The following is a 20909-nucleotide window of genomic DNA, read 5'->3' as shown; positions in this document are numbered from 1 at the left end:
ATGGACCGCTTAAATGAGCGAGGTCTCGGACTGGCCTTTCCAGGCTGTTGCCCAGCGCTCGAACCAGACGAGCAGGTAGTTGACGGTCAGGCCGATGACGGTCAGCGTCAGGATGCCGGCGTACATGTCGGCCGTTTCCATCATCAGCTGCGAGTTCTGGATGAGGAAACCGAGGCCGGATTTGGCCGCCAGCATCTCGGCGCCGATGACCGCGAACAGCGAGGATTTCACCGCCAGCCGGGCGCCGGCGACGATCGAGGGAATGCTGGCCGGCAGGATGACTTTGCGGAACAGATCGAAGTCGGACGTACCCATCGAGCGCGCCGCCTTGATCAGCAGCGGATCCACCGACTTGACGCCGCTGATCGTGTTGACGAGGAGAAAGAAAACCGAGGAGTAGAAGGTGATCGCGACCTTCGATTCCTCACCGATGCCGAGCAACAGGATGAACACCGGCAGCAGTGCGAATTGCGATGTGTTTCGCAGCGTCTGCACCAGGAGGTCGGAAACCTTCTCGAACAACGAATAGCGCCCCATCAACAGACCGAGGGGGATGGCCACCACCACGCCGAGTGCGAAGCCGATCGCGGCGCGCTGCAGGCTGATGCCGATATGCTCGATCAGCACGCCCGAAGCGAGCAGCGCCCACCAGGCGACCAGCACCTCGCTCAGCGGCGGAAAGAAGATGCGGTTCAGCCAGCCGAGTCGGGGCGCGATCTCCCACAGCAGGAAGAACAGGCCGAGCAGCGGCACGCCATAGAGGAACGTGCCGTGGCTTGCTTTCTTGCTCCGGATCTTGGCGCTGGCCTTGATGGCCGGGACCCTGGCGGCGGCTACCGTTTCGCCAGCGCCGGCAAACAGGTGGAGCGCTCCCGCGGAGCCAAACTTCTCGGTCAGATAGGCCATTGGTCCAGCTCCTCAGTGACTGAAGGCTGGCGACAGGGTCCAGTCCTTCTGCGCCTTGTTGACCTCGTCGCGCAGCACGTCCCAGACGCGGGCGCGATATAGATTGAATTCGGCGCTGGCGCGGATGTCGCCGTCGCGCGGTCGTGGCAGGTCGATGTCGATGATCTCTTTCACCGCGCCCGGCCGTGCCGTCATCACCACGACGCGGTCGGCGAGGAAGATCGCCTCGTCGATCGAGTGGGTGACAAAAATCACCGTGGTGTTGATCTTGCCCCAGATCCGCAGCAGCTCGCCTTGCAGAAGCTCGCGCGTCTGCTGGTCGAGCGCCGCGAACGGCTCGTCCATCAGCAGCACTTCCGGGTTGCTGGCCAGCGCACGCGCGATCGCCACACGCTGCTGCATGCCGCCGGACAGCTGGTTGGGAAAACGGTCCTCGAAACCGGCAAGGCCGAACAGCGCCAACAGATGGCGGGCTGTGGCGGTACGCTCGGCCTTGGCCACGCCGCGCACTTCCAGCGCATATTCGATGTTGGCGAGCGCCGTGCGCCAGGGAAACAGCGCATATTGCTGGAAGACATAGCCGGTCTTTGGATCGGGCCTGGTGATGCGCCTGCCGTCGAGCTGGACGTTGCCGCCGGTCGCCTGCGTCAGCCCGCCAATGATATCGAGCAGCACCGACTTGCCCGAGCCGCTCGGGCCGACCAGCGTGATGAACTCGCCCTTGCGGATGGAAAGATCGACGCCGTCGAGCACGGTGACGCGGTCGGTCGCCTCGCCATCCACGGTGACGAACTGCCCCGGCTTGAGCTGGAAGGTCTTGCTGATGTCGCTGACGACGATCCGGTCCATGTTCGGGCGATCCATATCTGTCTCCGATCGGTTCACTGCGCCACGCGGATGCGGTGCGTCGGGTCGAATTCCGAGCCGCCCGCCTTGCCGCGCTTCCAGCCAAGCGCGCGGGCATAGGAGCCGAACATCTGGCGGGCGTCGGCCTGAGCTTCCGTGATGCCGGTCGGCCCTTCGGCGAACTCGGCCACATAAAGCGCGTCGGTCGGGCAATAGATCTCGCAAAGAAAGCAGGTCTGGCAGTCCTCCTGGCGAGCGATCACCGGCACGCCATTGTCGGTCGCGTCGAAGACGTTGGCCGGGCACACCTTGACGCAGATGTCGCATTCGACGCAGCGCGTGGCCGAGACGATCTCGATCATGACGCCAGCTCCGCCAGCCGCTCAGGCGCACCTGCGATGCGGAACGCATCCACACCGGTGATGACCAGCCGGTGCGCGAAGGCCGGGCTCTTGCCCGGCAGATCGGTGCGGCGGTGCATGCCGCGGCTCTCGGTGCGGTGCAGCGCGGCGGCCACGGACCAACGCCCAGCAGCGGCGATCGAAGCTGCCTCTCGGGTACGGACCCGGTCCAGCCCCTCGCCTTGCAGATGGCTGCGCACGTCGCGCCAGACACTCTCCAGCCGCTCGCCGCTTTTCTCCAGGGCCTCGCCAGTGCGGAAGAAATTCTTGTCGAGCGGCGTGACTTCGCTACGCACCGCCTCGATAACTTCGCCCGCCGAGATGTCGGCCCTCGCCGATGATGCAGGACGCAAGCCGGCCTGGCCGAGCGATTGCACCGCGCTGCGGAACGCCTTGCCGGTCCGGCGCTTGGCATGGGTCGAGGCACCTTTGCCGGCCCACCAGCCGCTGGCCAGCGCCCAGGATGAATTGACGGCGCCGCCGCCTGATAGCGCACCGGTCATCATCTCGCGGCTGGCGGCATCGCCGGCAACATAGAGGCCGGGCACGCCGGTGGCGCAATCGTCGGAGACGATGTCGATGCCGCCGGTGCCGCGCACCGTGCCTTCGGCGCGCAAGGTGATACGGAACAGTTCGCTGAACGGATCGATGCCGGCGCGGTCATAGGGCACGAAGCAGTTCGGCTGGCCCTGGCGCAGCCAGCCTTGCAGCGCCGGCTCGGCCTGATCGAGCCGCGCGTAGACCGGGCCGTCGATCAGCGCGCGCGCCACTTCCTCCTCGCGGTCGCCGATGCCGTTACGCAACGGCTCGCCGGTCGGCCCGAGGATCGGCGAGCCGTCCTCGCGATGGAACGAGGCCCAGCGGAACGGCAGGCCCTTGTTCAGCGATGAGCCATAGGGCGCCAGCGTATATTTGCCGGTGAACTCCATGCCCGACAGGCTGGCGCCGGCCTCCGCCGCCATCAGATAGCCGTCGCCGGTCAGCCCGGTCGCGCCGAGGATGCGCTCGCGGAAAGCGCAGCCGCCCGTCGCCAGCACCACCGCGTTGGCGTCGACGCGCCAGTCCTGGCCGATCTGCCGGGCGACACCGGCGGCGCCGACGATGGCATCGCCGTCGGACAGAAGTTCGAGCGCTGGGTGATGGTCGAGCACGGTGACGCCGGCCAACAGCACCCGGCGGCGCATGAAGCGCATGTAGTCCGGCCCGCGCAGATTGGCGATGTAGAGGCGGCCGTCATCCTCGCTCGGAAAGGGATAGCCCCATTCGGACAGCCTGAGCAGATTGCGGTAGGCAGTATCGACGCAGCGCAGCATCCAGCGCGGGTCGGCGAGTTCGCCGGTGCGCTGCCAGCGCCGCTCGACGACGGCATGCCTGTTGTCGCCCGGCGGCACGCACCAGGTGCCGGTGTTGGAGGGCGCGGTGGCGCCGCTGGTACCGAGATAGCCCTTATCGGCCAGCACCACCTTGGCGCCGCTCTCGGCCGCAGCGACAGCCGCCCAGGCCGCTGACGGACCTCCGCCCAGCACCAGCACGTCGGCCTGGAGCAGCAAGCTGTCGGAAGCGGATTTTTGCGGCTTGTGCATGGATACCTGGCGAATGCGTTCGAAGCGGCGCCTGCGCTAAGCGGCGCGGGCGGCGCTGGAGGACCAGACCGGCTCGTTGCCGGCACTCCACTTGATGTTGCAGCCGATCGACGGCACCTGGCTGGCAGCGGGCCTGCCGCCCTCCAGCACCGTGTCGACCGCTGCGCGCAGATCGGCACCGGTCACCGGCTTGCCATTGCCCGGCCGCGCATCGTCGAACTGGCCGTGATAGGCGAGCCGCCGGTCGGCATCGAACAGGAAGAAGTCGGGTGTGCAGGCGGCGCCGTAGGCTTTCGCCGTCTGCTGCGACGCATCCTTGAGATAGGGGAAGGAATAGCCGAATTTTTCGGCCTCTTCGCCGATGCGGGCCAGCGTCTCCTCCGGATGCGCCTCATGGTCATTGGCGTTGATCGCCACCACTTGCAGCCCCTTGCCGGCATAATCCCTGGCGAAAACGGCAAACTGCTCACGGATCAGCACGACGAACGGGCAGCGGTTGGAAATAAAGGCGACGAGCAAGGCCGGCTTGGCGTCGAAATCGACGAGGCGGTGCAGCACGCCTTGCGCGTCGGGCAGCAGGAAATCGGCCGCCCTGGTGCCGAGGTCGATCGGATTGGACTCTGTCTTCGGCATTGATGCGCGCTCCCTTTGTGCAGCCGGTTTTCACAGGCCAAGGTGCGAGCGCCTCGAACGTTCGCAGTTAGTCTATGAATTTAGTATAATTATAGGCTGGAGAGCACATTCACGGTCAACCGCGCGGCTTAGAATATCGTGTCAATGTTTCAGGCCGAGCCGCCAAGTTTGTTCGGGCGGAAGCCGATCCGGAGAAATCCGGACGGACAGGATTTATCAAGCGCAACGGGTTCGACGACGAATTGGTACTGCCCAGCCGAAACGCCTTGCGATTTTCGCGACGTCATTCCCCTTCCGGATAGAGCGCCTTCGCCAGGTCGCGGATCGCATCTGATGTGCGCGGGCCGAAGCCGATCATGTAGGCGCCGTCAAGCACGACCAGCGCCTTGTTGGCCGCCGCCGGCGTTGCCGCCAGCGCGCGGTTGCCGAACACCTGCTCGGGCGTCGGGCCACCCTTGCCGTCGCTCATCATCAGGATGACATCAGGCGCCATCTCGATCAGCTTTTCCTCTGATGCCGCCTTGTAGCCCTGCACGACATCCATCGGGTTGCGGCCGCCGGCGTAGCGGATGATGGCGTCGGCCGAGGTGCCGGCACCGGCTGCGCTCAGCTTCACAAGGCCATGGAAGAACACCACCTTCTTGCGCCGCTCCGGCGGAATATTTGCTGCCAGGTCGGCTGCCGTCTGAAAGGCGGTGAGCACCTCGGTGGAAACCACCTTGCCCTTGTCCTCGAGCCCAAGGCTGGCGGCGATCAGTGTGATCTTGCGCTCGATGCCTTGCGGGGTGTTGTCCTGCGGGACGAAGACGATCGGGATCGCCAGCGACTTCAGCACCTCGACCGCCTCCGGCGGCCCGCTGTCCTCGGCCGCCAGGATCAGATCGGGACGCAAGCTGGCCAGCCCCTCGACCGAAAGCTGGCGGCGGTAGCCGACATTGGGCTTCCCGGTTACGGATGGCGGATATTTGCTGCCGCGATCGACGGCGATGATCCGCTCGCCGGCGCCGAGCGCGTGCACGATCTCGGTGACGTCGGAGCCGAGCGTCACGATTCGGGTCGCCGCGCCCGGCACGACGCTTCGCCCCAGCGCATCGACAACCGTCTCGGCGGCCAGCGCCTTGAAGCCGCAGGAAGGCGCCAGCACCGACAGCGCCAGAAGCAGCACCGCCGCGATCCTGCCCGGTTGCAACCAGCCGATCCTCTTGCCATCGCCCACACTTCCGACCATGCCGCTGCTCCCGTGCCAAATGCTTCTCGATGACGGTCGGCTATAAATTTAAAGTTGACTTATGTCATCATGTTTTAATATGTGACCCCTGCCCCGACCCGCCTGGTCGAGGGATTCTCGATCATGCCAGCCAAGGCCCTTCAGCCACCGCCAGCAGTTTTGCTTTTGCTTGGGGGCTGCATGACTATGACAACGACAACAAACACGACCTTGATGGCGAGCACCGCGCTCGCCTTCGTGCTCGGCCTCTGCGCCGTGCCTTTTGCCAACGCGCAGGAACAGGACCAGGAGAAAAAGGCCGCCGCCAAGGCCGGCCGCCTGGCGCCGGCCAATCCCGCGCAGAACCAGCCGGCGACCATGCTCGACGTGATCACCATCTCGGCGACGATGATCAAGACGGCGGTGATCGAATCGATGGCCGCCATCAGCGCCATCGATCAGGACGAACTCGACCGCATCCAGCCCGACACCGCCGCCGACATCTTTCGCACCACGCCGGGCGTCGCCGCATCGATGAATGGCGACGACCCGGCGACCGCCATCAACATTCGCGGCCTGGAGCAGTATGGCCGCGTCGTCGTAACGCTCGACGGCGCCCGGCAGGATTACTGGCGCGTCGGCCACGGCTCTGGCTCGTTCTACGTCGAACCCGACCTGATCAAGGAAGCCACGGTCATTCGTGGCCCGGTGTCTAATGCCTATGGTTCAGGCGGCATCGGCGGCGTTGTTTCCTTCGAGACCAAGGACGCCGGCGATTTCCTTAAAAAGGACGAGCGCTGGGCGCTGAGCGAAAAGCTCGGCTATGAGGACAATGGCGACGGCTTCACCACCAGCACTACCGGTGCCTATCGTTTCAGCGACGATGCCGACATCATCGGCAACCTCATCTACCGCAACCGCGACAGCTATACCGACGGCAATGGCGAAACCGTGCCATGGACCGGTGAGCGGGTGACCAGCGGTTATCTGAAGACGACTCTGCGGCCGGCCGATGGCCACGAGCTGAAGCTCGGCGCCATCCTGCAGCGCTACAACGACCAGATCACCGGATCGAGCGGCTCGACCTCGCCGACGCTGAGCCGCTACGACACCAACACCACCAACCAGACCTACACCGCCGCCTATACCTGGAAGCCCGACGACAACGCGCTGATCGACTTCAGCGCCAATGCCTATCACAACCGCACCCGCGCCGAGCAGACGCAGGTCGCGCCCGCCTCAGGGATCGGCAATTTCCGTTTCTATGATGTCGCCACCTCGGGCTTCAACGTGAAGAACTCCTCGCGCTTCGACGCCTGGGGGCTGGCCCACACGCTGACCTACGGACTCGATTACTACTATCTCGAAGCCTCCTCGGAAGCGGCGCATTTCGGCGCTGGCCAACAGCAGGGCTATGGCGGCTTCCTGCAGTGGCAGGGCGATTACGAGGACTGGCTGCAGGCCATAGCTGCGATGCGCTATGACGGCTACCAACTCGATGGCGAGACGCGCATCCCGTCGCCACAGGAAGCCTCGATCTCCGGCGATCGCTGGTCGCCGCGCCTCACCGTCGGCGTCACGCCGTTTGACGGCTTTCAGCTCTATGGCACCTACTCCGAAGGCTACCGGGCGCCTGGCCTGCAGGATGTCTTCCGTGGCGGCGGCGCGCATGGCGGCGGCGACACCTATCGGCCCAATCTCCTGCTGCAGCCCGAAACGGCGAAGAGCTGGGAAGCCGGCATCAATGTCAAATACGATGATTTGCTGACGCCGGGCGACCGGTTGCGCGCCAAGCTCAACGTCTTCCACACCGACGTCGAGGACTATATCGACGTCGACCTCACCGTCCTGCCGCGCACGGCAATCAACATCGGCGACGCCCGCCTGAAGGGCGTCGAGGCCGAGATGGTCTATGACTACAACTGGGGTTTCGTAAACCTCGCCGGTGCGCTGATCAACGCCAAGGTCGTCAGCGGCGTCTATTCCGGCCAGGCGCTGAACAACACGCCGCTCGACCGCTTCTCGGCCACAATCGGCTTTCGCATGCTGGAGGACCAGCTCACGGTCGGCGCGCAATATCTCAGCGTCGGCAAGATCACCCGCACCAGCCGCACCAATCCCAACGCCGTGCCGATTGTCGACGACGCCTTCGATCTGGTCAATGTCTTCGCCAACTGGCGCGTCAACGACAACCTCAAGCTCGATTTCGGCGTCGATAACATCTTCAACACCGCCTACACCGACCCGCAAAGCGCATGGTCGACCTCGGCAGCAACCGAACAGGGCAAGGGCCGCACCTTCAAGGTGGCCCTCACCGGCAGGATCGGAGGCTGACAATGAACGAAGCATCGGTGCGTGAACTGGCCTGCGAGGCGCGGCTCAACCTGAGGCGTCTGCCGGACTACATGGACAGCATTTCAGACAGGCTGCGGAGCTTCGAGGCCGATGCCTCGCATGAGGGAAAGCGCATCGATTTCCGCTTTGCCTTCGGCGGGGCCTCTTTCGACATGGAACGGCTGGTGATGCGGGCCAATGCTGCCGACCGCGACGGGCTCGCCCGTATCAAGGACCTGCTGGCCACAGCCGTACAGGTCTACGCCAAGGAGGAAAACCCCGAGATCGTCTGGACCGGCGATCTCTCAGGCGAAACCAGCCTCGCCCAGTTCCGCGAGATGGTGGTGACGGATATTCGCGACCTCACCCCGCACATGCGCCGCATCCGGCTGGCCGGCGAGGATCTCAGCCGTTTCGCCAAATTCGGCGGCATGCATATCCGCATGCTGTTTCCGACCAGGGAGGTGCCCGATCCGCTGTGGCCGGTGCTCGGCGGCAATGGCTTGCCGGTCTGGCCCGCCGACGACCGGCGTCCGGTGGCGCGCGTCTACACTATCCGGGCGCTGGACGTGGCCAGGGGCATCATCGATGTCGACTTCCTCGTCCATCCCGGCGAGAGCGTTGGCTCCGCCTGGGCCATGCGGGCAGCTCCCGGCACGAAAGTCGGCATCATGGGACCGGTCGGCCGCCCGGTGCGGCAGGCGGAGTGGTACGTCATGGGCGCCGACGAAACCGGCCTGCCGGCGCTGGCGCGGCTGCTGGAGACGCTGCCGGCCGAGACAAAGGGCGTCGCCTTCGTCGAGATCGCCAATGATGGCGAAAGGCAAGCGATCAACAATGCCACGGGCATCGAGTTGCATTGGCTGACAAGGAACGGCGTGCCGGCGGGCGAGGACAGACTGCTGGCCGAGGCTGTCCGCTCGGTGGCGTGGCCGCAAGGCGGCTCGGCCTTCGGCTGGTTCGCCGCGGAAGCGACCGCCGCCAAGGTCGTTCGCGAATATTGGCGCGGCACGCTGGGGCTCGGCCGCGATGAGACGTTGGCGGCTGCCTATTGGCGGCGTGGCTCTGCCGGATTGATGGCGGGGTGAACTCTGATGATCGGCCCGCCGTCTTTGCCGATGCCGATAACAATTTGATCACCGGAGACAAGGTTCGAAATATCGCACACCACCAGCGGCATGCGGATCTCGTAAAGAAATTCGGCAACGATGGCGCCCACCGCCAGGATCGGGTCCGGCCGCTCCAGAAGAATCCCGGCTGGCGCCGTGCCTCTGCGGATCGCCTCGGCCAGCACCGAGGATGAAGACGACGAGCCGCGCCCGCTCGGCATGACCAAAATCCTGCCGGCGACATTCTGGCCGAGACCGGGATGCGAATGGTCTGTTATGTCGCCCGTCTCGGCATCGATGCCGCCCCAGAAGCTCAGCGGTTGCGAATACACCAGCGCCTGGCCCCTGGCTTCGCCGGCCAACTGGAAGATGCCGGTTCGTTCCACCGGTCGCGTCATGAGGCGCTCCGCACGACATGCCCGGCAGCAGCAGAGCGGATGCAATCCTCCATCTCGGCGAAGGCGACGGACACGCCGATATTGCCCGGCGCGTAATGCGCCCATTTGCCGGAATTGGTCATGACCACGCCGTCGAGGCGTTCCAGGATCGATGTGACATAGGTGCAGGTGTCGGCGACCGGAATCAGGCCGAACGCCTCCATGCCATCAAGCGCGCCCTCCTCCTGCAGCCGCGTCAACGTCGCACGCCCAGTGTTGACGTAGATCGGGATGCGCCTTCCGGGTGCTGCCTCGCGCAGCAACGGCAACAGCCGCATCCATTCCGCATGCGAAAAATGCGGAGTGCCGAGCGACACGGCCGCCAGCGGCGCGCCATCGGACACGCCAGACAGCTTGGCCAGCGCATGGTCGATATCGGCGCGGGTGATACGGATCGTCTCGTCAGGCGCATGGCTCTGGAACGCCTCATCGAGGATCCTGGCTTCGGGCGTGATGCCGACCGCATGGAACAGCGCCACAGCACCCGTCGTTGCAGCCGCCGCACCCAGCGCCTTCAGCTGGTCCTCGTCACGCGGCCGCGGCAGACCGGCAATCACCGGAACGCGGTCGCCACTCGCTTGCCCTATGATTAGCCCGACGCCGACGAAAAGGCTGTCACTCAGCTCGCCGTCTGGAACATCCAGTTCGAACAGGATCCGGCCGCGCCGGTTCTCGCTCAGATGCAGGCCCCAGGCCGGCGCGCGGCCGGTCATGGCGCAGCACAGATCGATGAAATCGCCATAGCGGTTGGTGCGCGCGCCGATCACCGAATTGGCAAAGACGATGGCGTTGGACTCACCCCAGGCGATCTGCTGGCCAAAGCTTGGCCGAAAGCGCGTCTGGTAGGGCGCGCAGGTGAAGGTCGCCTGGCAGCCGAGTTCCAGATGCGCCTTCATCAGCCGCCGCGCCGGCACCTCTTCCGCTAGGGGCATCTTGACCATGCCGGGATGGATGAGATCGAACGAACCGACATTCAGCGTCGTCGGCACCTGAACGCGGCCACCGCCTTCGACCAGCCGCTCGACGAAATCGAGACCGGCCTTGCCGTGGTAGAGACAGCCATCGATATGGGCGCCGGCAATGTCGAGCAGGCAGCCCGCCCCGACCGCATTGGAAAACGCGGCCAGGATTTTCATGGCAGCGGCGGCGGACGGACCCTGCTCGCCGTCGAGCATGGATCGGTCCTGTGCGGTCAATTTAAGCGTCATCGCAGCTCCGGGCTCGTTGTCGGAAAGGACGGAGGGACAGCGCCCCCCTCTGCCCTGCCGGGCATCTCCCCCTCAAGGGGGGAGATTAGCTGTCATTGCCGCTTTCGCAAATTTCCAGTGTTGAAGAAAGAGTGGCGGCGTTGAGGCTGCCTATCTCCCCCCTTGAGGGGGAGATGTCCGGCAGGACAGAGGGGGGCGAACCGCTCTACCTACCCCGCCGCGATCAACACCGTACTCTCCGGCGACCAGCGCAGAACGACGTCCTGACCTTCCGCCAGCCTGTCGACACCCGTGTTCTGTACAATCACCTTCAACGTCTGGCCGCCACGCTCGACGAAATAGGTGCTGTTGTTGCCGGCGAAGATGCGCTTGGAAACCTGCCCCTTGAGCATGTTGGCAGTGCCATCCGGTGCTCCGGCATCCGTGGCGATGCGGATGCGTTCGGGGCGCACGGCACAGCTCGCCTTGGCGCCGGCGGCAAGCTTGGCACCCGCGCCGGCGGCAATCGCCGTGCCGTCCGGCAGCCGGATGCCATCGCCCGTCGTATCGCCGCGAAAAATGTTGGCGTCGCCGAGGAAGGTGGCAGCGAACTCGCTCTTCGGCCTGTTATAGATCTCCTCCGGCGGCCCCTCCTGCACCAGCCTTCCGTCGCGCAATATGCCGATGCGGTCGCTCATCGTCAGCGCTTCTTCCTGGTCGTGCGTGACGAAGATCGTGGTGATGCCGATCTCGCGCTGGATGCGCTTGAGCTCAATCTGCATGTCGACGCGCAACGCCTTGTCGAGCGCACCCAATGGCTCGTCGAGCAGCAGCACGCGCGGCTTGGTGACGATGGCGCGGGCGAGAGCCACACGCTGCCGCTGCCCGCCGGAGAGCTGGTGCGGCCGGCGGCCACCAAGCTTGCCAAGCTGCACCAGATCGAGCGCGCGTTGCACCTCGGTAGCGATGATCGCCCTGGCCTCGCCGCGCACCGACAGGCCGAAGGCGACATTGTCGGCGACGCTCATATTGGGAAACAGGGCATAGTTCTGGAACACCATGCCGATACGGCGCTTCTCGACGGGCACCCGCTCGACGCTCTCGCCGCCTATGGTGATGCGACCCGAGTCAGGAAAATCGAAACCGGCGATCTGCCGCAGCAGCGTGGTCTTGCCGCTGCCCGACGGCCCGAGCAGAGCGTAGAAGCCGCCATCGGCGAAGTCGATGGAGACGTTGTCCAACGCCTTGTGTGCGCCAAAGCTGCGCGAGACATCGGATACCTGCACGCCGGCCATTATTTCTCTCCGCCGAATTTGAAAAACCGCGCCGTCAGCAGCATCAGCGCCATCGACACGACAATGATGATGGTCGAGACCGCGTTGATCTCGGGCGTGAAACCCTTGCGGATCGCGGCGTAGATTTCGACCGGCAGCGTCGTCTGGCCCGGCGTCGCCAGGAAATAGGACACCACGAACTGGTCGAACGAAACGGCAAACGCGAACAGCCCGCCGGCGATGACGCCGGGCATGATCCAGGGCAGCGTGACGCGGCGCGTCACCTGCCACTGGTTGGCGCCTAGTGAGCGCGCCGCCTCTTCCAGCTCCGGCGCGAAGGTCTGCAGCCGGGCCGAGACGACGACGATGACATAGGGCAGCGCCAATGCGACATGGCCGAGCAGGATCGCATGCAGGCCACGGCCGATACCGACGCCGAAGAAGAAAATCAGCATTGCCGTGCCGGTGATCAGCCACGGTATGGCGATCGGCGGAAACAAAAGCGCCTGCAGGAACTTCTTGCCACGAAATTCGTAGCGATAGAGCGCCAGCGACGCCGCCGAGCCGAGCACGACGCAGATGATCGTGGTGATGACCGCGATCTCGACGCTGTTCCAGGTCGCTGCGATCAGTTGGTCGTTCTGCCACAGCGAAGCATACCATTCAGTCGTCCATTCGAACGGCAATTGGTAGAAGGGAGAAACGTTGAACGACATCAGCGCCATGATGATGATCGGCAGATAAAGAAAGGCAAGCAGCAGCCAGATGTAGAGGCGGCCGAGTCCTTCGAGGATGCGGGTCGTCGTCATCACGCGGCCCTCCGCAGCACTGGCGACGCCACCGCCAGGATGACCAGCACCACCGCCAGCAGGATGAAGGAGAGTGCGGCACCGAGCGGCCAGTTGAACACGGCGACGAACTGGTCCTCGATGACCGTTCCGTAGAAGGTGCCGGTGCGGCCGCCCAGGATGCGCGGTTCCATGAACGAGCCGACGACCGGCACGAAGATCAGCGCCGCACCCGCGACCAATCCGGGCATCGACAGCGGGATGATCACCCGCTTCAGCACCTGCAACCGCGATGCGCCAAGCGAGCGCCCGGCCTCGATCAGCGAGTCGTCGATGGCCTGTAGCGTGAGATAACAGGTCAGCACCATGTAAGGCACATAGGAATGCACCAGCCCGATGATGACGGCCGGATAGGAATACATGAGGTCGATGTTGATCTTGAACGGCAGCACGGCATTAAGCGCGGTGTCGAGGATGCCGCCTTCGCGCAAAACCATCGCCCAGGAAAAGATGCGCACCAACCCATTCGACCAGAACGGCAGGATGACGAGCAGGAAGATCGCCTCGCGGCTGCGCCCCTTCAGCACCTTGGCGAGCACATAGGCGGCGGGATAGCCGATGACGATGCACCATAGCGTCACTTCGAGGCCAAGGCGCAGCGAGGCCAGCAGCAGCGTCAGATAGAGGCTCTGCGAGAAGAAGGCGGCATAGTTGCCAAGCGTGAACGCCCACGGCTTTCCCGACAGCGGCAGCTCGGTCATGAACGAGAAGAAGACCATGGCGGATAGCGGCAGGAAGATCGCCACCGTCAGCCAGAGATAGGCCGGTGCCAGCAGCGGCAATGCCGATCTCAGCCCGCTTCGCGACGCTGTCGCAGCTGCCATGGTACCCTCCTCCCAGGATTGGAAGAACCAGCCGACGCGAACCGCCGGCTGGCCTGGCTGTGATCTTACTTCACGTCGACCTTAAGCTGCTGCCAGAGCGCCAGATAGGCTTCGCGCTGGGCGTCGGTGATCGGCGCCTGGAACTGGATGCGCTTGGCCACTTCGGGATCACCCATGACCTTGCGGTTGAAGGCATCCTCGGGCAGCGCTTCCACCGCCTTGGTGTTGGCGGAGACGGGAGCACCGACCTTGGTGACCCATTCGACGTAGAATTTCGGGTCGATCATGTAGTTGATGAAGGCCTCGGCGCCGGCGACGTTCTTGGCGCCGACCGGAATGGAAAACGCGTCGAGCCAGGCAACGGCACCTTCCTGCGGCACCACCAGCGAGACCGGCAGCTTGAAATGCGTCTTGGCGCGGTCGGCCGAGCCGCTCCAATAGGTGCCGATGTCGATCTGGTTGGAGGCGACCATCTGGTTCCAGTCGTTTTCCGAGCTCCAGAAGGTCTTGATCTGCGGCATCAGCGAGGTCAGCTTCGTCTTGACCGCATCCATATCCTTGATGTCGTTGATGTTCTGGCCAGTGGCGATGGCGCCGAACTGCACCGCTTCAACGGCATCATCGCGAATGACGACGCGGCCCTTGTGGGCGGCATCCCACATTTCGGCGATGCTCGTCGGTGGCTTGTCGAAGGACTTTTCGTTGATGGCGAGTGCGGTGAGGCCCCATACCCACGGCACGCCATAGACCTTGCCGTCATGGACGAGCATCGGCGATCCCGCCTTGTCCTTGCTGATGTCGGCATAGTTCGGCAGCTTGGAAACGTCGATCGGCTGGATCAGTTTCCCGGCCATCGCCTGGTCGTTGAAGGCCGCGTTGATCATGACCACGTCATAGAGGCCGGGATTGGTCCGGATCTTGGTCAGCATTTCCTGTTCGGAATTGAAGAAGTCGTTGACGACTTTGTTGCCGGTCGCCTTTTCGAAAGCCTCGACGGCCCACGGTTCATCGGCGCCGTAACCCTTCCAGTTGAGCACATGCACTTCGTCGGCCTTGGCGGCGAACGCAAGTGCGGAGGTAAAGACGGCGGTCGCCGTCAGCAGAGCAGTCAAATCAGGCATGCGCATGGTTGGTTCCTCTCTGTGGGTTTGCCCGGTTCCCGGGCTTGTCAGGCTTTTCCAGCTGTTATGCATTGGCCTTCTGTGTCCGGCCTGCTCCCGATGGATCGGCGGCATGGCTCAGGAATGTCTGGATTTCGCGGTTCGTCGGCGCCGAGGAGCCACCATGGCGGGTAACCGAAATGGCCGCCGCAGCATTGGCATAGCGCGCTGCCTCGAAGGGCGGGGTGCCGCGCGCCAACGCGCTGACAAAAGCGCCGATATGGGTGTCGCCGGCGCCATTGGTGTCGACGGCGTTGACCTTGAAGCCGGCAATGGTCTGCGCTGACCCGTGGGCCAACCGTACGTGGCAACCCTTTGCTCCGGAGCGGATGATCACGCCAGCAGCCTGCGGGCAATGGTCGCCCAGAAGTCGCGCCGCGAGACCCTCGACATCGCCCGGGCCGGCAATCTCGGCCGCCTCCCTCGTGTTGCAGCTCAGCCATGTGGTGCGGGCAAGCACCCGCGACAGGATGGAGCGTGGAATGTCCGAGATGACCGGCGTCGGATCGAAGACGAAGGGAATATTCGCCGGCAGCGCCTCGATCCAGTCGGTGAGCGCATCGCGGCTCTTGGGGTAGCTCAGCGTATAGCCGGAGGTGAACACCCAGTCTCCCGGCGCCACCGCGACGGGCGCCATCATATCGAGGCTGAGTACGCTCTCCGCACCTGGCCATGACACGAAGGTGCGTTCGGCGTCGCTGGAGATCATGGCGACGCAATTGCCACTGTCCATCAAGGGCGATGGCGGCGTCAGTGTCGCGATGTTCTCGGCCATGAAGGCGGCGCGCAGGAAGTCGCCATTCGGCCCACTGCCGAGCTGGCCGCCGAACACCACCTGCATGCCGGTGCGGCTGGCCGCCACCATCATGTTGAAGCCGCCGCCGGCGACCTGGGCGAAGCTCGATGCCGTCTTTTCCATGCCGGGCGCCGGCAAAGCGTCGATGCGGTAGACATAATCGACCACGGCACTGCCGATATGGACGAGACGGCCGCTCACGCCGCCGCGTCCTTGCTGGAACCGGCTTTCGCCGCCCTTGCCGCGACAAGGTCGGCGGCGAGCGCGCCAACCTCTGACAAGTCGATGCCGACAAGCCGGAGGATGTACTCTTGCGGCAATCGGGAAAAGCCGGTGCAGGCGCCGGCCATGCCGGCAGCGATGGCGCCGATCGTATCGGTGTCGCCGCCGAGATTGGCGCTGATGATGGCTGCTTGCCAGGGGTCGCCACGGGCGACTTCCAGCACGGCGAAGGCAGCCGGAACGGATTCCTGGCTGGCGACGCCGGTGCCGACCAGATCGGTGATCAGCCGGATCGCATCCCTGATCGCCTTGCCACGCACGATGTCCTGCGCCCAGACGATACGCGCGGCGATGTCGCCGCCGGTGACCCAATGTCCGAGCGTCGCCCCTCGCCTCGCCGCCGCGACCGCGCTGGCCGAAGCATCGCGCCAACCGCCGCCGGCGACGCCGCGGCTGACGGCGGCTGCGACGGCTGCGGCCGAGGCTATGGCGATCGAGGTGTTGTGCGTCGCCCGGCAAGTCTCCGCCACCTTGCCGACGAACGTCTCCAACGGTTCAAGCGGCATCATGATGCCGACAGGCGCGATGCGCATGGCCGCGCCATTGGTGTCGCCGCTGCGTCCCGCTTCCTCGGCCGGTACGCCATTGTTGATGGCATCGATGGCACGCTTGGTCGACGGCCCCAAAAGATCATAGCTGCCGCGCGCCTTGACCTCGCGCTCCCAGTCGAGCAGCGCATTGACCCAGCGCGCGTGGTCGAAACGGTCGCCGGATTCGACCAGGATGCGGCCGAGCAGCAGCGCCTGTTCGGTATCGTCGGTGATGGTTCCAGCGGCCAGGCCCTTCGACACCGGATGATCGGCGAAAGGCTCGATGAAATCCTCTACATGGCCGTAGAGTTCGGCAATGCGAGCCGGCGACAAAAGCTGCGTCGGCATGCCGAGCGCGTCTCCCAGCGCTCCGCCGACAAGCGCGCCCATGGCGCGATCGATGGTATTGCTGGTTGCATCCGACATCGCTTAGAACCTCATATGCAGCGCAAAATGTGCCGGATTGAGCAGGCTGGTGACATACTCGATCGGCCGATCGTCAGCCGCACGCGTCAACCGGCGCCCGCGCAGGAAGGGCGTGCCTTGTGGGCAACCGAGGATGGCCGCATCCTCGGCATTGAGCATCTCGATCTCGACCCATTCCTCGCCATGGTCGGGAATGAGGCCGGCGGCGCGCAGCGTCTGGTGCAGCGAGCCCTCGCGCAGTCCGCGCAACGGTACGTCCTCAAGCTCGGAGGACAATGGCAGCCGGCTGCGCTCGATGGAGATCGCATGGCCGTCGCTGGCGTTGGTGCGCACCCGGTCAACGGCAATGAAGAACGGGCTTTCGATAGCAAGCAGCGCAGCCAGATCGGGGTCTTCGATGACCTCCAGCCGCAGCGTCCGCGTCTCGGCATTGGCGCCGGCATCGGCCAGCGCGCGCGACCAGCCGATGGAGTCATCGACCGGCTTGCCGTCGAAGGTGACGAACGAGCCGATACCAACCCTGGTCGTGATCAGCCCCCGGCTGGACAATTCCTCAAGGCCCTTGCGGACCGTATTGCGACTGACGGAGAAGCGCTGGACAAGTTCATTCTCGCTTTGCAGGCGGTCGCCGAAGCCGAGAACACCGGAGCGGATTTCATGTTCGAGAACGGTGGCGATCTGCTCGGGTTTGCCCGTACCGGGAGACAGTTGAACCGCGCGCCGCTTCATATAGTACCTGTTCAGTGAACCTGTATAATCCTGTTCAATATAGAGACCGGGATGCTATGTCAACGGGTACTGAAGACTGCCCAAAAGGCAGCGAATATGCGGAATACCGTGCAAGGCGCGCCGAGAGGCAGGTCAATATGGCCCCCGAAAAGCCGGTCGGCGATCGCCAAAAAAGAGGCATACATCAAGGGGATGGAGCCAGACCCTGATTCAATTTCACCGGAGCAGGCTACGGGATCGACACCTCACGCGGTTCGACGAGGATGTCCGCCTCGATCGCGGCGTTAATGAACGCCGCCCTTGCCGCCGAGACTTCTTTCTTTCCCTCGAGCACGGCCAGACAGACCTTGCGGGCAACCATATGCTTTTGCCCGGTCGCAACCGGCCAGCGGTTCAGCAGGACGTCTGCAGCCTGAGCGACCCGCTCCACGTTGAAGATCGAGTTTCGCGATCGGCCGAGCGCAATCCTGACCGGCTCATCGAAACGCTGATCTTGCACGATGCCACTCCCCAAAGTCGGCATTCATCGATTCGCGGCCTTCAACCCCGAGCAATGTGATAGGTTCCGCGCTAAAGGTGCAAGATGTCCGATTCCAGTGGCCAGAAAAATCCCAGGCTGATCGTCGTGGTCGCCTTCGATCGCGGTGAGGATGGCGAGCTGTTCCCAGCCTTTGGACCCGCCGACCAGCAAAGCGAAGACCGCGCTATACGCACCGCCAAGGCTCTGGCGGCAAAGCATGCCGGCGTCATCGCCTGGAGCCGTGAGGCCGATCCGACGCTAGGCGAATACGGCCCGCCGAACACGCTCTTCGTCAGCGGCGACGTACCTGACATGGAGTAATCTGGCGTCAGGATCCGGCCTGCGCTCAATGCCGCAGCCAGAACGGAGACTTCTCAGAAAACACCCGCCTTTCCTTGAAGCTTGATGCAAGCCGGTTCCCTCGCCCATCAAGCAAAAGCCCGCCACGGTGAACCGGAGCGGGCCTTGGAGGAGGATAAGGGGTGGGACCCTCTCCTCTTGTTTCCACGGGGGGGTGTGGACCGCAATGACCATACGAAAGTTTTGCAGAGTGCAAGATCACAAGCCGGCTTGCCTGCATCACAATCCGGTGCGCGCCGACATTGGGGGCGCTCACGAGATTGCGATCTGTCGGCGACAACCGGGCGGGCCTGGCTAGATGCGCCCGAGCACGACAAGCACGATGACGATGAGCAGCACGAGCCCGAGGCCGCCGCCGCCATAGTAGCCGGCGCCATAAAAAGGACCTCCGCCGAGGCCGCTGAAGCCGCCAAGCAGGGCAAGGATAAGAATGATGATCAGTATGGTTCCAAGGCTCATGGCTTTCAGCTCCCGTTAGCGCTGACGCATTGGGTCGAACATCGCGGCCGCGATGTTCGAGGACGAGAACGTTCCCAAGGCTCTACCGTTCCGTGCGATCGTGGCAACGGAAACGGCCATCCAACGTGATGGAAGCCAGAACTTTGATACCGGCACGCCAATGAACGCGGAAAGCCCGCCAGTGTGGCGGGCCTTCCGACCAGCCGGAGGCCAGGAACATGCGGCCGGGCCTCAGGGCCGGTTCGGCACCTCCAGTCCCGGCACCTCCAGCATCAGCGGCGCGCGATCAGGAGGCAGAGTTGCCGGAGGTCGCGGTCGTAAGCGCCTTCGCTGCCGAGCACGTCGACGCAGCGCTTCTTCATTCGCGCCACGTTGCTATCCGACATCTGGGCCACGACACCCGGCAGGCTCGGCCTGCTGGGGTTTGACGGATTGGACGGATTGCTCGGGTTCGACGGATTGGACGGATTGATGCCGCCCCCAATACCCACGCCGACACCGACACCGACGCCGACGCCGCTCGTTCCGCCCACATTGGCGCCGAGTCCGGCAGCAATGCCGCCAGATCCTCCAACATTGGCGCCCGCGCCGGCATTGATGCCATTGCTGCCGCCGACCGAAGCGCCGAGACCGGCATTGACACCGCTCGAGCCGCCGACATTGGCACCGGCCCCGGCCTTTACACCACCGCTGCCGCCCACCGAGGCGCCCACTCCGGCGCTGATGCCGCCACTGCCGCCAACGGAAGCCCCGACGCCATTGACGCCGCCGCTACCACCCACCGAGGCACCAACGCCAAGGCCGATTCCCGCAGCATTGGCGGGCAGGGAAAGGGCTAAGATTACCGCACTACCCGCCAACATGTTGGCGACTGTCTTGATGGTGTGAGCCATAACACTCTCCTGTTGTCGTTGCGCTAAAGCAATTGGCGAGAGGCCGATTGCAAGATCAACTACGCGAGGTGGTGAATTTCAGTTTCAGAGAGAGAATACTCAACCTGAAGCGTGGTATACATCAACAAAATTTCTGAAATAAAATTATAATAAAGTTGGAATAATTTCTCTTTACACTAACAGTGCGTAAGGCCATTGATGATCGGACGTTACTCTGCTCGTCTTTACTGCGAGGCCGTACACCGCACCGGACAGGGCATGAGCCTCTCGCAAGATCAGCAAGACCGCCACGATGATTGCAAGTGGCCAGAGTCTGTCGGCGGATGCGGGAGCGAGAGAGTGCAAGCGTGATTGCAGGCCGAACGATTCTGCGCTGGCCGGCTTGTCAGACGATCCCATAGAACAGCCTGTAGTGGACGCGCTTCATATAGTCCCGGTATTCCGGCGTCGCGGCTAACAGCGCCTCTTCGCGCAGGATGCGATGAACCTGGAAGAAGGTGATCGCGGCGTAGACAGCAAGATTGTAGAAGGAAAAGGCCGACAGCAGGAACAGGACATGACCGGCAAGGTATCCGGCATAGATCGGGTGCCGCACCAGGCGGTAGGCACCGTCGGTCATCACGCCGCGATTGCCCGGCAGAATGGCGAAAGAACGCCCTAGCGATATCTTCCCCCAGATCACGAACCCCAACGCCAGGACTTGCAGCGGCGCGGCGGCATAGATCGGGATGATGGCCACGCCCGGTTCCAGGTCGATGAAGCCGACACCGAAGCTGGCGACCACCGAAACAACCACCGTCAGCGGGTTCCAGTCGCGTACCTGTGGTCGCCGCGACAGAAGCAGCCAGGTAAAGGTCAGGATCTCGGAAATTGCCATCAGCGCCACATTGATGCGGGTCGGGTCGAGCATCAGGTGAGATACGCCGCGGTAGACGAACATGCCCGCGAAGGCCAGCGCGCAGATCCGAAAGAAACCTTCGCGCAAATCCACCAGGATTTCGCGCGTTCGGGCTGCGGACAAAATCCTGCCGTCACTGATGTGCGAAAGCGCCTCGCTTTTTGATATGAGCAATGCAAACACCCCAATGATCCCTCAGGGCGACCTTTGCACGCAACCATTGCCGGGCAGTTAATCAACAAGATCAGATCGGCATTAAACTGGCTG

At 63.9% G+C, this 20909-nt stretch carries 22 protein-coding genes; 3 read left to right on the top strand and 19 right to left on the bottom strand.

The genetic code is table 11. The features are described 5' to 3' along the window. Positions 1-9: 9 nt before the first annotated feature. The 6 genes from NP503_RS03625 to NP503_RS03600 form a co-directional block, all read right to left on the bottom strand. Positions 10-906, bottom strand: a complete 897-nt coding sequence (locus tag NP503_RS03625) for an ABC transporter permease (protein ID WP_127270901.1) — start codon at positions 904-906, stop codon at positions 10-12. A 12-nt stretch (positions 907-918) separates the two neighbouring features. Next, on the bottom strand, positions 919-1755 hold the full coding sequence (locus NP503_RS03620; RefSeq protein WP_127270530.1) for an ABC transporter ATP-binding protein: 837 nt from the start codon (positions 1753-1755) through the stop codon (positions 919-921). Between the two features lie 32 nt (positions 1756-1787). Continuing rightward, a complete protein-coding gene (locus tag NP503_RS03615) occupies positions 1788-2114 on the bottom strand; it encodes a ferredoxin family protein (protein ID WP_127270526.1) in 327 nt (108 codons plus the stop codon). Continuing rightward, complete coding sequence (locus tag NP503_RS03610; protein ID WP_127270525.1) at positions 2111-3736, bottom strand: FAD-binding protein; 1626 nt, start codon at positions 3734-3736, stop codon at positions 2111-2113. Before NP503_RS03610 ends, NP503_RS03615 begins: the two co-directional genes overlap by 4 nt. Before the next feature lie 36 nt (positions 3737-3772). Further along, a complete protein-coding gene (locus tag NP503_RS03605) occupies positions 3773-4369 on the bottom strand; it encodes a thioredoxin family protein (RefSeq protein WP_127270903.1) in 597 nt (198 codons plus the stop codon). 283 nt (positions 4370-4652) lie between these two features. Next, complete coding sequence (locus NP503_RS03600) at positions 4653-5597, bottom strand: hemin ABC transporter substrate-binding protein (RefSeq protein WP_127268612.1); 945 nt, start codon at positions 5595-5597, stop codon at positions 4653-4655. A 186-nt stretch (positions 5598-5783) separates the two neighbouring features. On the opposite strand from NP503_RS03600, the gene NP503_RS03595 reads away from it, so the two are divergent. Further along, positions 5784-7910 (top strand): TonB-dependent hemoglobin/transferrin/lactoferrin family receptor, encoded by a 2127-nt coding sequence (locus tag NP503_RS03595; RefSeq protein ID WP_127268611.1) that lies wholly within the window; start codon positions 5784-5786, stop codon positions 7908-7910. A 2-nt stretch (positions 7911-7912) separates the two neighbouring features. Beyond that, the gene (locus tag NP503_RS03590; RefSeq protein ID WP_127268610.1) at positions 7913-8998 is read left to right on the top strand and encodes a siderophore-interacting protein; all 1086 of its coding nucleotides are present in this window, start codon (positions 7913-7915) and stop codon (positions 8996-8998) included. Here NP503_RS03590 and NP503_RS03585 read toward each other — a convergent pair. The 10 genes from NP503_RS03585 to NP503_RS03540 form a co-directional block, all read right to left on the bottom strand. Further along, complete coding sequence (locus tag NP503_RS03585) at positions 8959-9417, bottom strand: aconitase X swivel domain-containing protein (RefSeq protein ID WP_127268609.1); 459 nt, start codon at positions 9415-9417, stop codon at positions 8959-8961. The two genes, NP503_RS03590 and NP503_RS03585, sit on opposite strands and share 40 nt — an antisense overlap. Beyond that, entirely contained in the window at positions 9414-10664 is a 1251-nt protein-coding gene (locus NP503_RS03580) for an aconitase X (protein ID WP_127268608.1), read from the bottom strand. The genes NP503_RS03585 and NP503_RS03580 overlap by 4 nt, the downstream gene beginning before the upstream one ends. A 209-nt stretch (positions 10665-10873) precedes the next feature. Beyond that, positions 10874-11938 carry an ABC transporter ATP-binding protein gene (locus NP503_RS03575; RefSeq protein WP_127270905.1) on the bottom strand — a complete coding sequence of 355 codons (1065 nt, stop codon included), beginning with the start codon at positions 11936-11938 and terminating at the stop codon, positions 10874-10876. Then, positions 11938-12726 (bottom strand): ABC transporter permease, encoded by a 789-nt coding sequence (locus NP503_RS03570; RefSeq protein WP_127270907.1) that lies wholly within the window; start codon positions 12724-12726, stop codon positions 11938-11940. The genes NP503_RS03575 and NP503_RS03570 overlap by 1 nt, the downstream gene beginning before the upstream one ends. Beyond that, complete coding sequence (locus NP503_RS03565; protein WP_127270909.1) at positions 12726-13589, bottom strand: ABC transporter permease; 864 nt, start codon at positions 13587-13589, stop codon at positions 12726-12728. Before NP503_RS03565 ends, NP503_RS03570 begins: the two co-directional genes overlap by 1 nt. 65 nt (positions 13590-13654) lie before the next feature. After that, the gene (locus tag NP503_RS03560; RefSeq protein ID WP_127273265.1) at positions 13655-14716 is read right to left on the bottom strand and encodes an ABC transporter substrate-binding protein; all 1062 of its coding nucleotides are present in this window, start codon (positions 14714-14716) and stop codon (positions 13655-13657) included. Positions 14717-14774: 58 nt separating this feature from the next. Continuing rightward, positions 14775-15746 (bottom strand): PfkB family carbohydrate kinase, encoded by a 972-nt coding sequence (locus tag NP503_RS03555; protein WP_127272387.1) that lies wholly within the window; start codon positions 15744-15746, stop codon positions 14775-14777. Further along, entirely contained in the window at positions 15743-16783 is a 1041-nt protein-coding gene (locus NP503_RS03550; RefSeq protein WP_127272386.1) for an ADP-ribosylglycohydrolase family protein, read from the bottom strand. Before NP503_RS03550 ends, NP503_RS03555 begins: the two co-directional genes overlap by 4 nt. Before the next feature lie 3 nt (positions 16784-16786). Next, the gene (locus NP503_RS03545; protein ID WP_127268782.1) at positions 16787-17512 is read right to left on the bottom strand and encodes a GntR family transcriptional regulator; all 726 of its coding nucleotides are present in this window, start codon (positions 17510-17512) and stop codon (positions 16787-16789) included. A gap of 229 nt (positions 17513-17741) precedes the next feature. Then, a complete protein-coding gene (locus NP503_RS03540; RefSeq protein ID WP_236382758.1) occupies positions 17742-18035 on the bottom strand; it encodes a DUF982 domain-containing protein in 294 nt (97 codons plus the stop codon). Positions 18036-18095: 60 nt separating this feature from the next. Between NP503_RS03540 and NP503_RS03535 the strand changes: the two genes are divergently transcribed. After that, positions 18096-18353 carry a hypothetical protein gene (locus tag NP503_RS03535; RefSeq protein ID WP_127268781.1) on the top strand — a complete coding sequence of 86 codons (258 nt, stop codon included), beginning with the start codon at positions 18096-18098 and terminating at the stop codon, positions 18351-18353. A 333-nt stretch (positions 18354-18686) separates the two neighbouring features. On the opposite strand, the gene NP503_RS03530 is transcribed toward NP503_RS03535, so the two are convergent. The 3 genes from NP503_RS03530 to NP503_RS03520 all read right to left on the bottom strand — a co-directional run bounded on the left by NP503_RS03530 (position 18687) and on the right by NP503_RS03520 (position 20825). Then, positions 18687-18851, bottom strand: coding sequence for a DUF3309 family protein (locus NP503_RS03530; protein WP_127268780.1), 165 nt, complete (start codon positions 18849-18851; stop codon positions 18687-18689). A 272-nt stretch (positions 18852-19123) separates the two neighbouring features. Next, positions 19124-19744, bottom strand: coding sequence for a hypothetical protein (locus NP503_RS03525; RefSeq protein WP_127268779.1), 621 nt, complete (start codon positions 19742-19744; stop codon positions 19124-19126). Positions 19745-20129: 385 nt separating this feature from the next. Further along, positions 20130-20825: an isoprenylcysteine carboxylmethyltransferase family protein gene (locus NP503_RS03520; RefSeq protein ID WP_127268778.1), complete on the bottom strand. Its 696-nt coding sequence runs from the start codon at positions 20823-20825 to the stop codon at positions 20130-20132. Between the last annotated feature and the right edge of the window lie 84 nt (positions 20826-20909).

Origin of the sequence: Mesorhizobium sp. SEMIA396 (assembly GCF_024518615.1) — a bacterium.
Lineage (GTDB): Bacteria > Pseudomonadota > Alphaproteobacteria > Rhizobiales > Rhizobiaceae > Mesorhizobium.
This window is presented reverse-complemented; position numbering and strand designations above follow the sequence as displayed.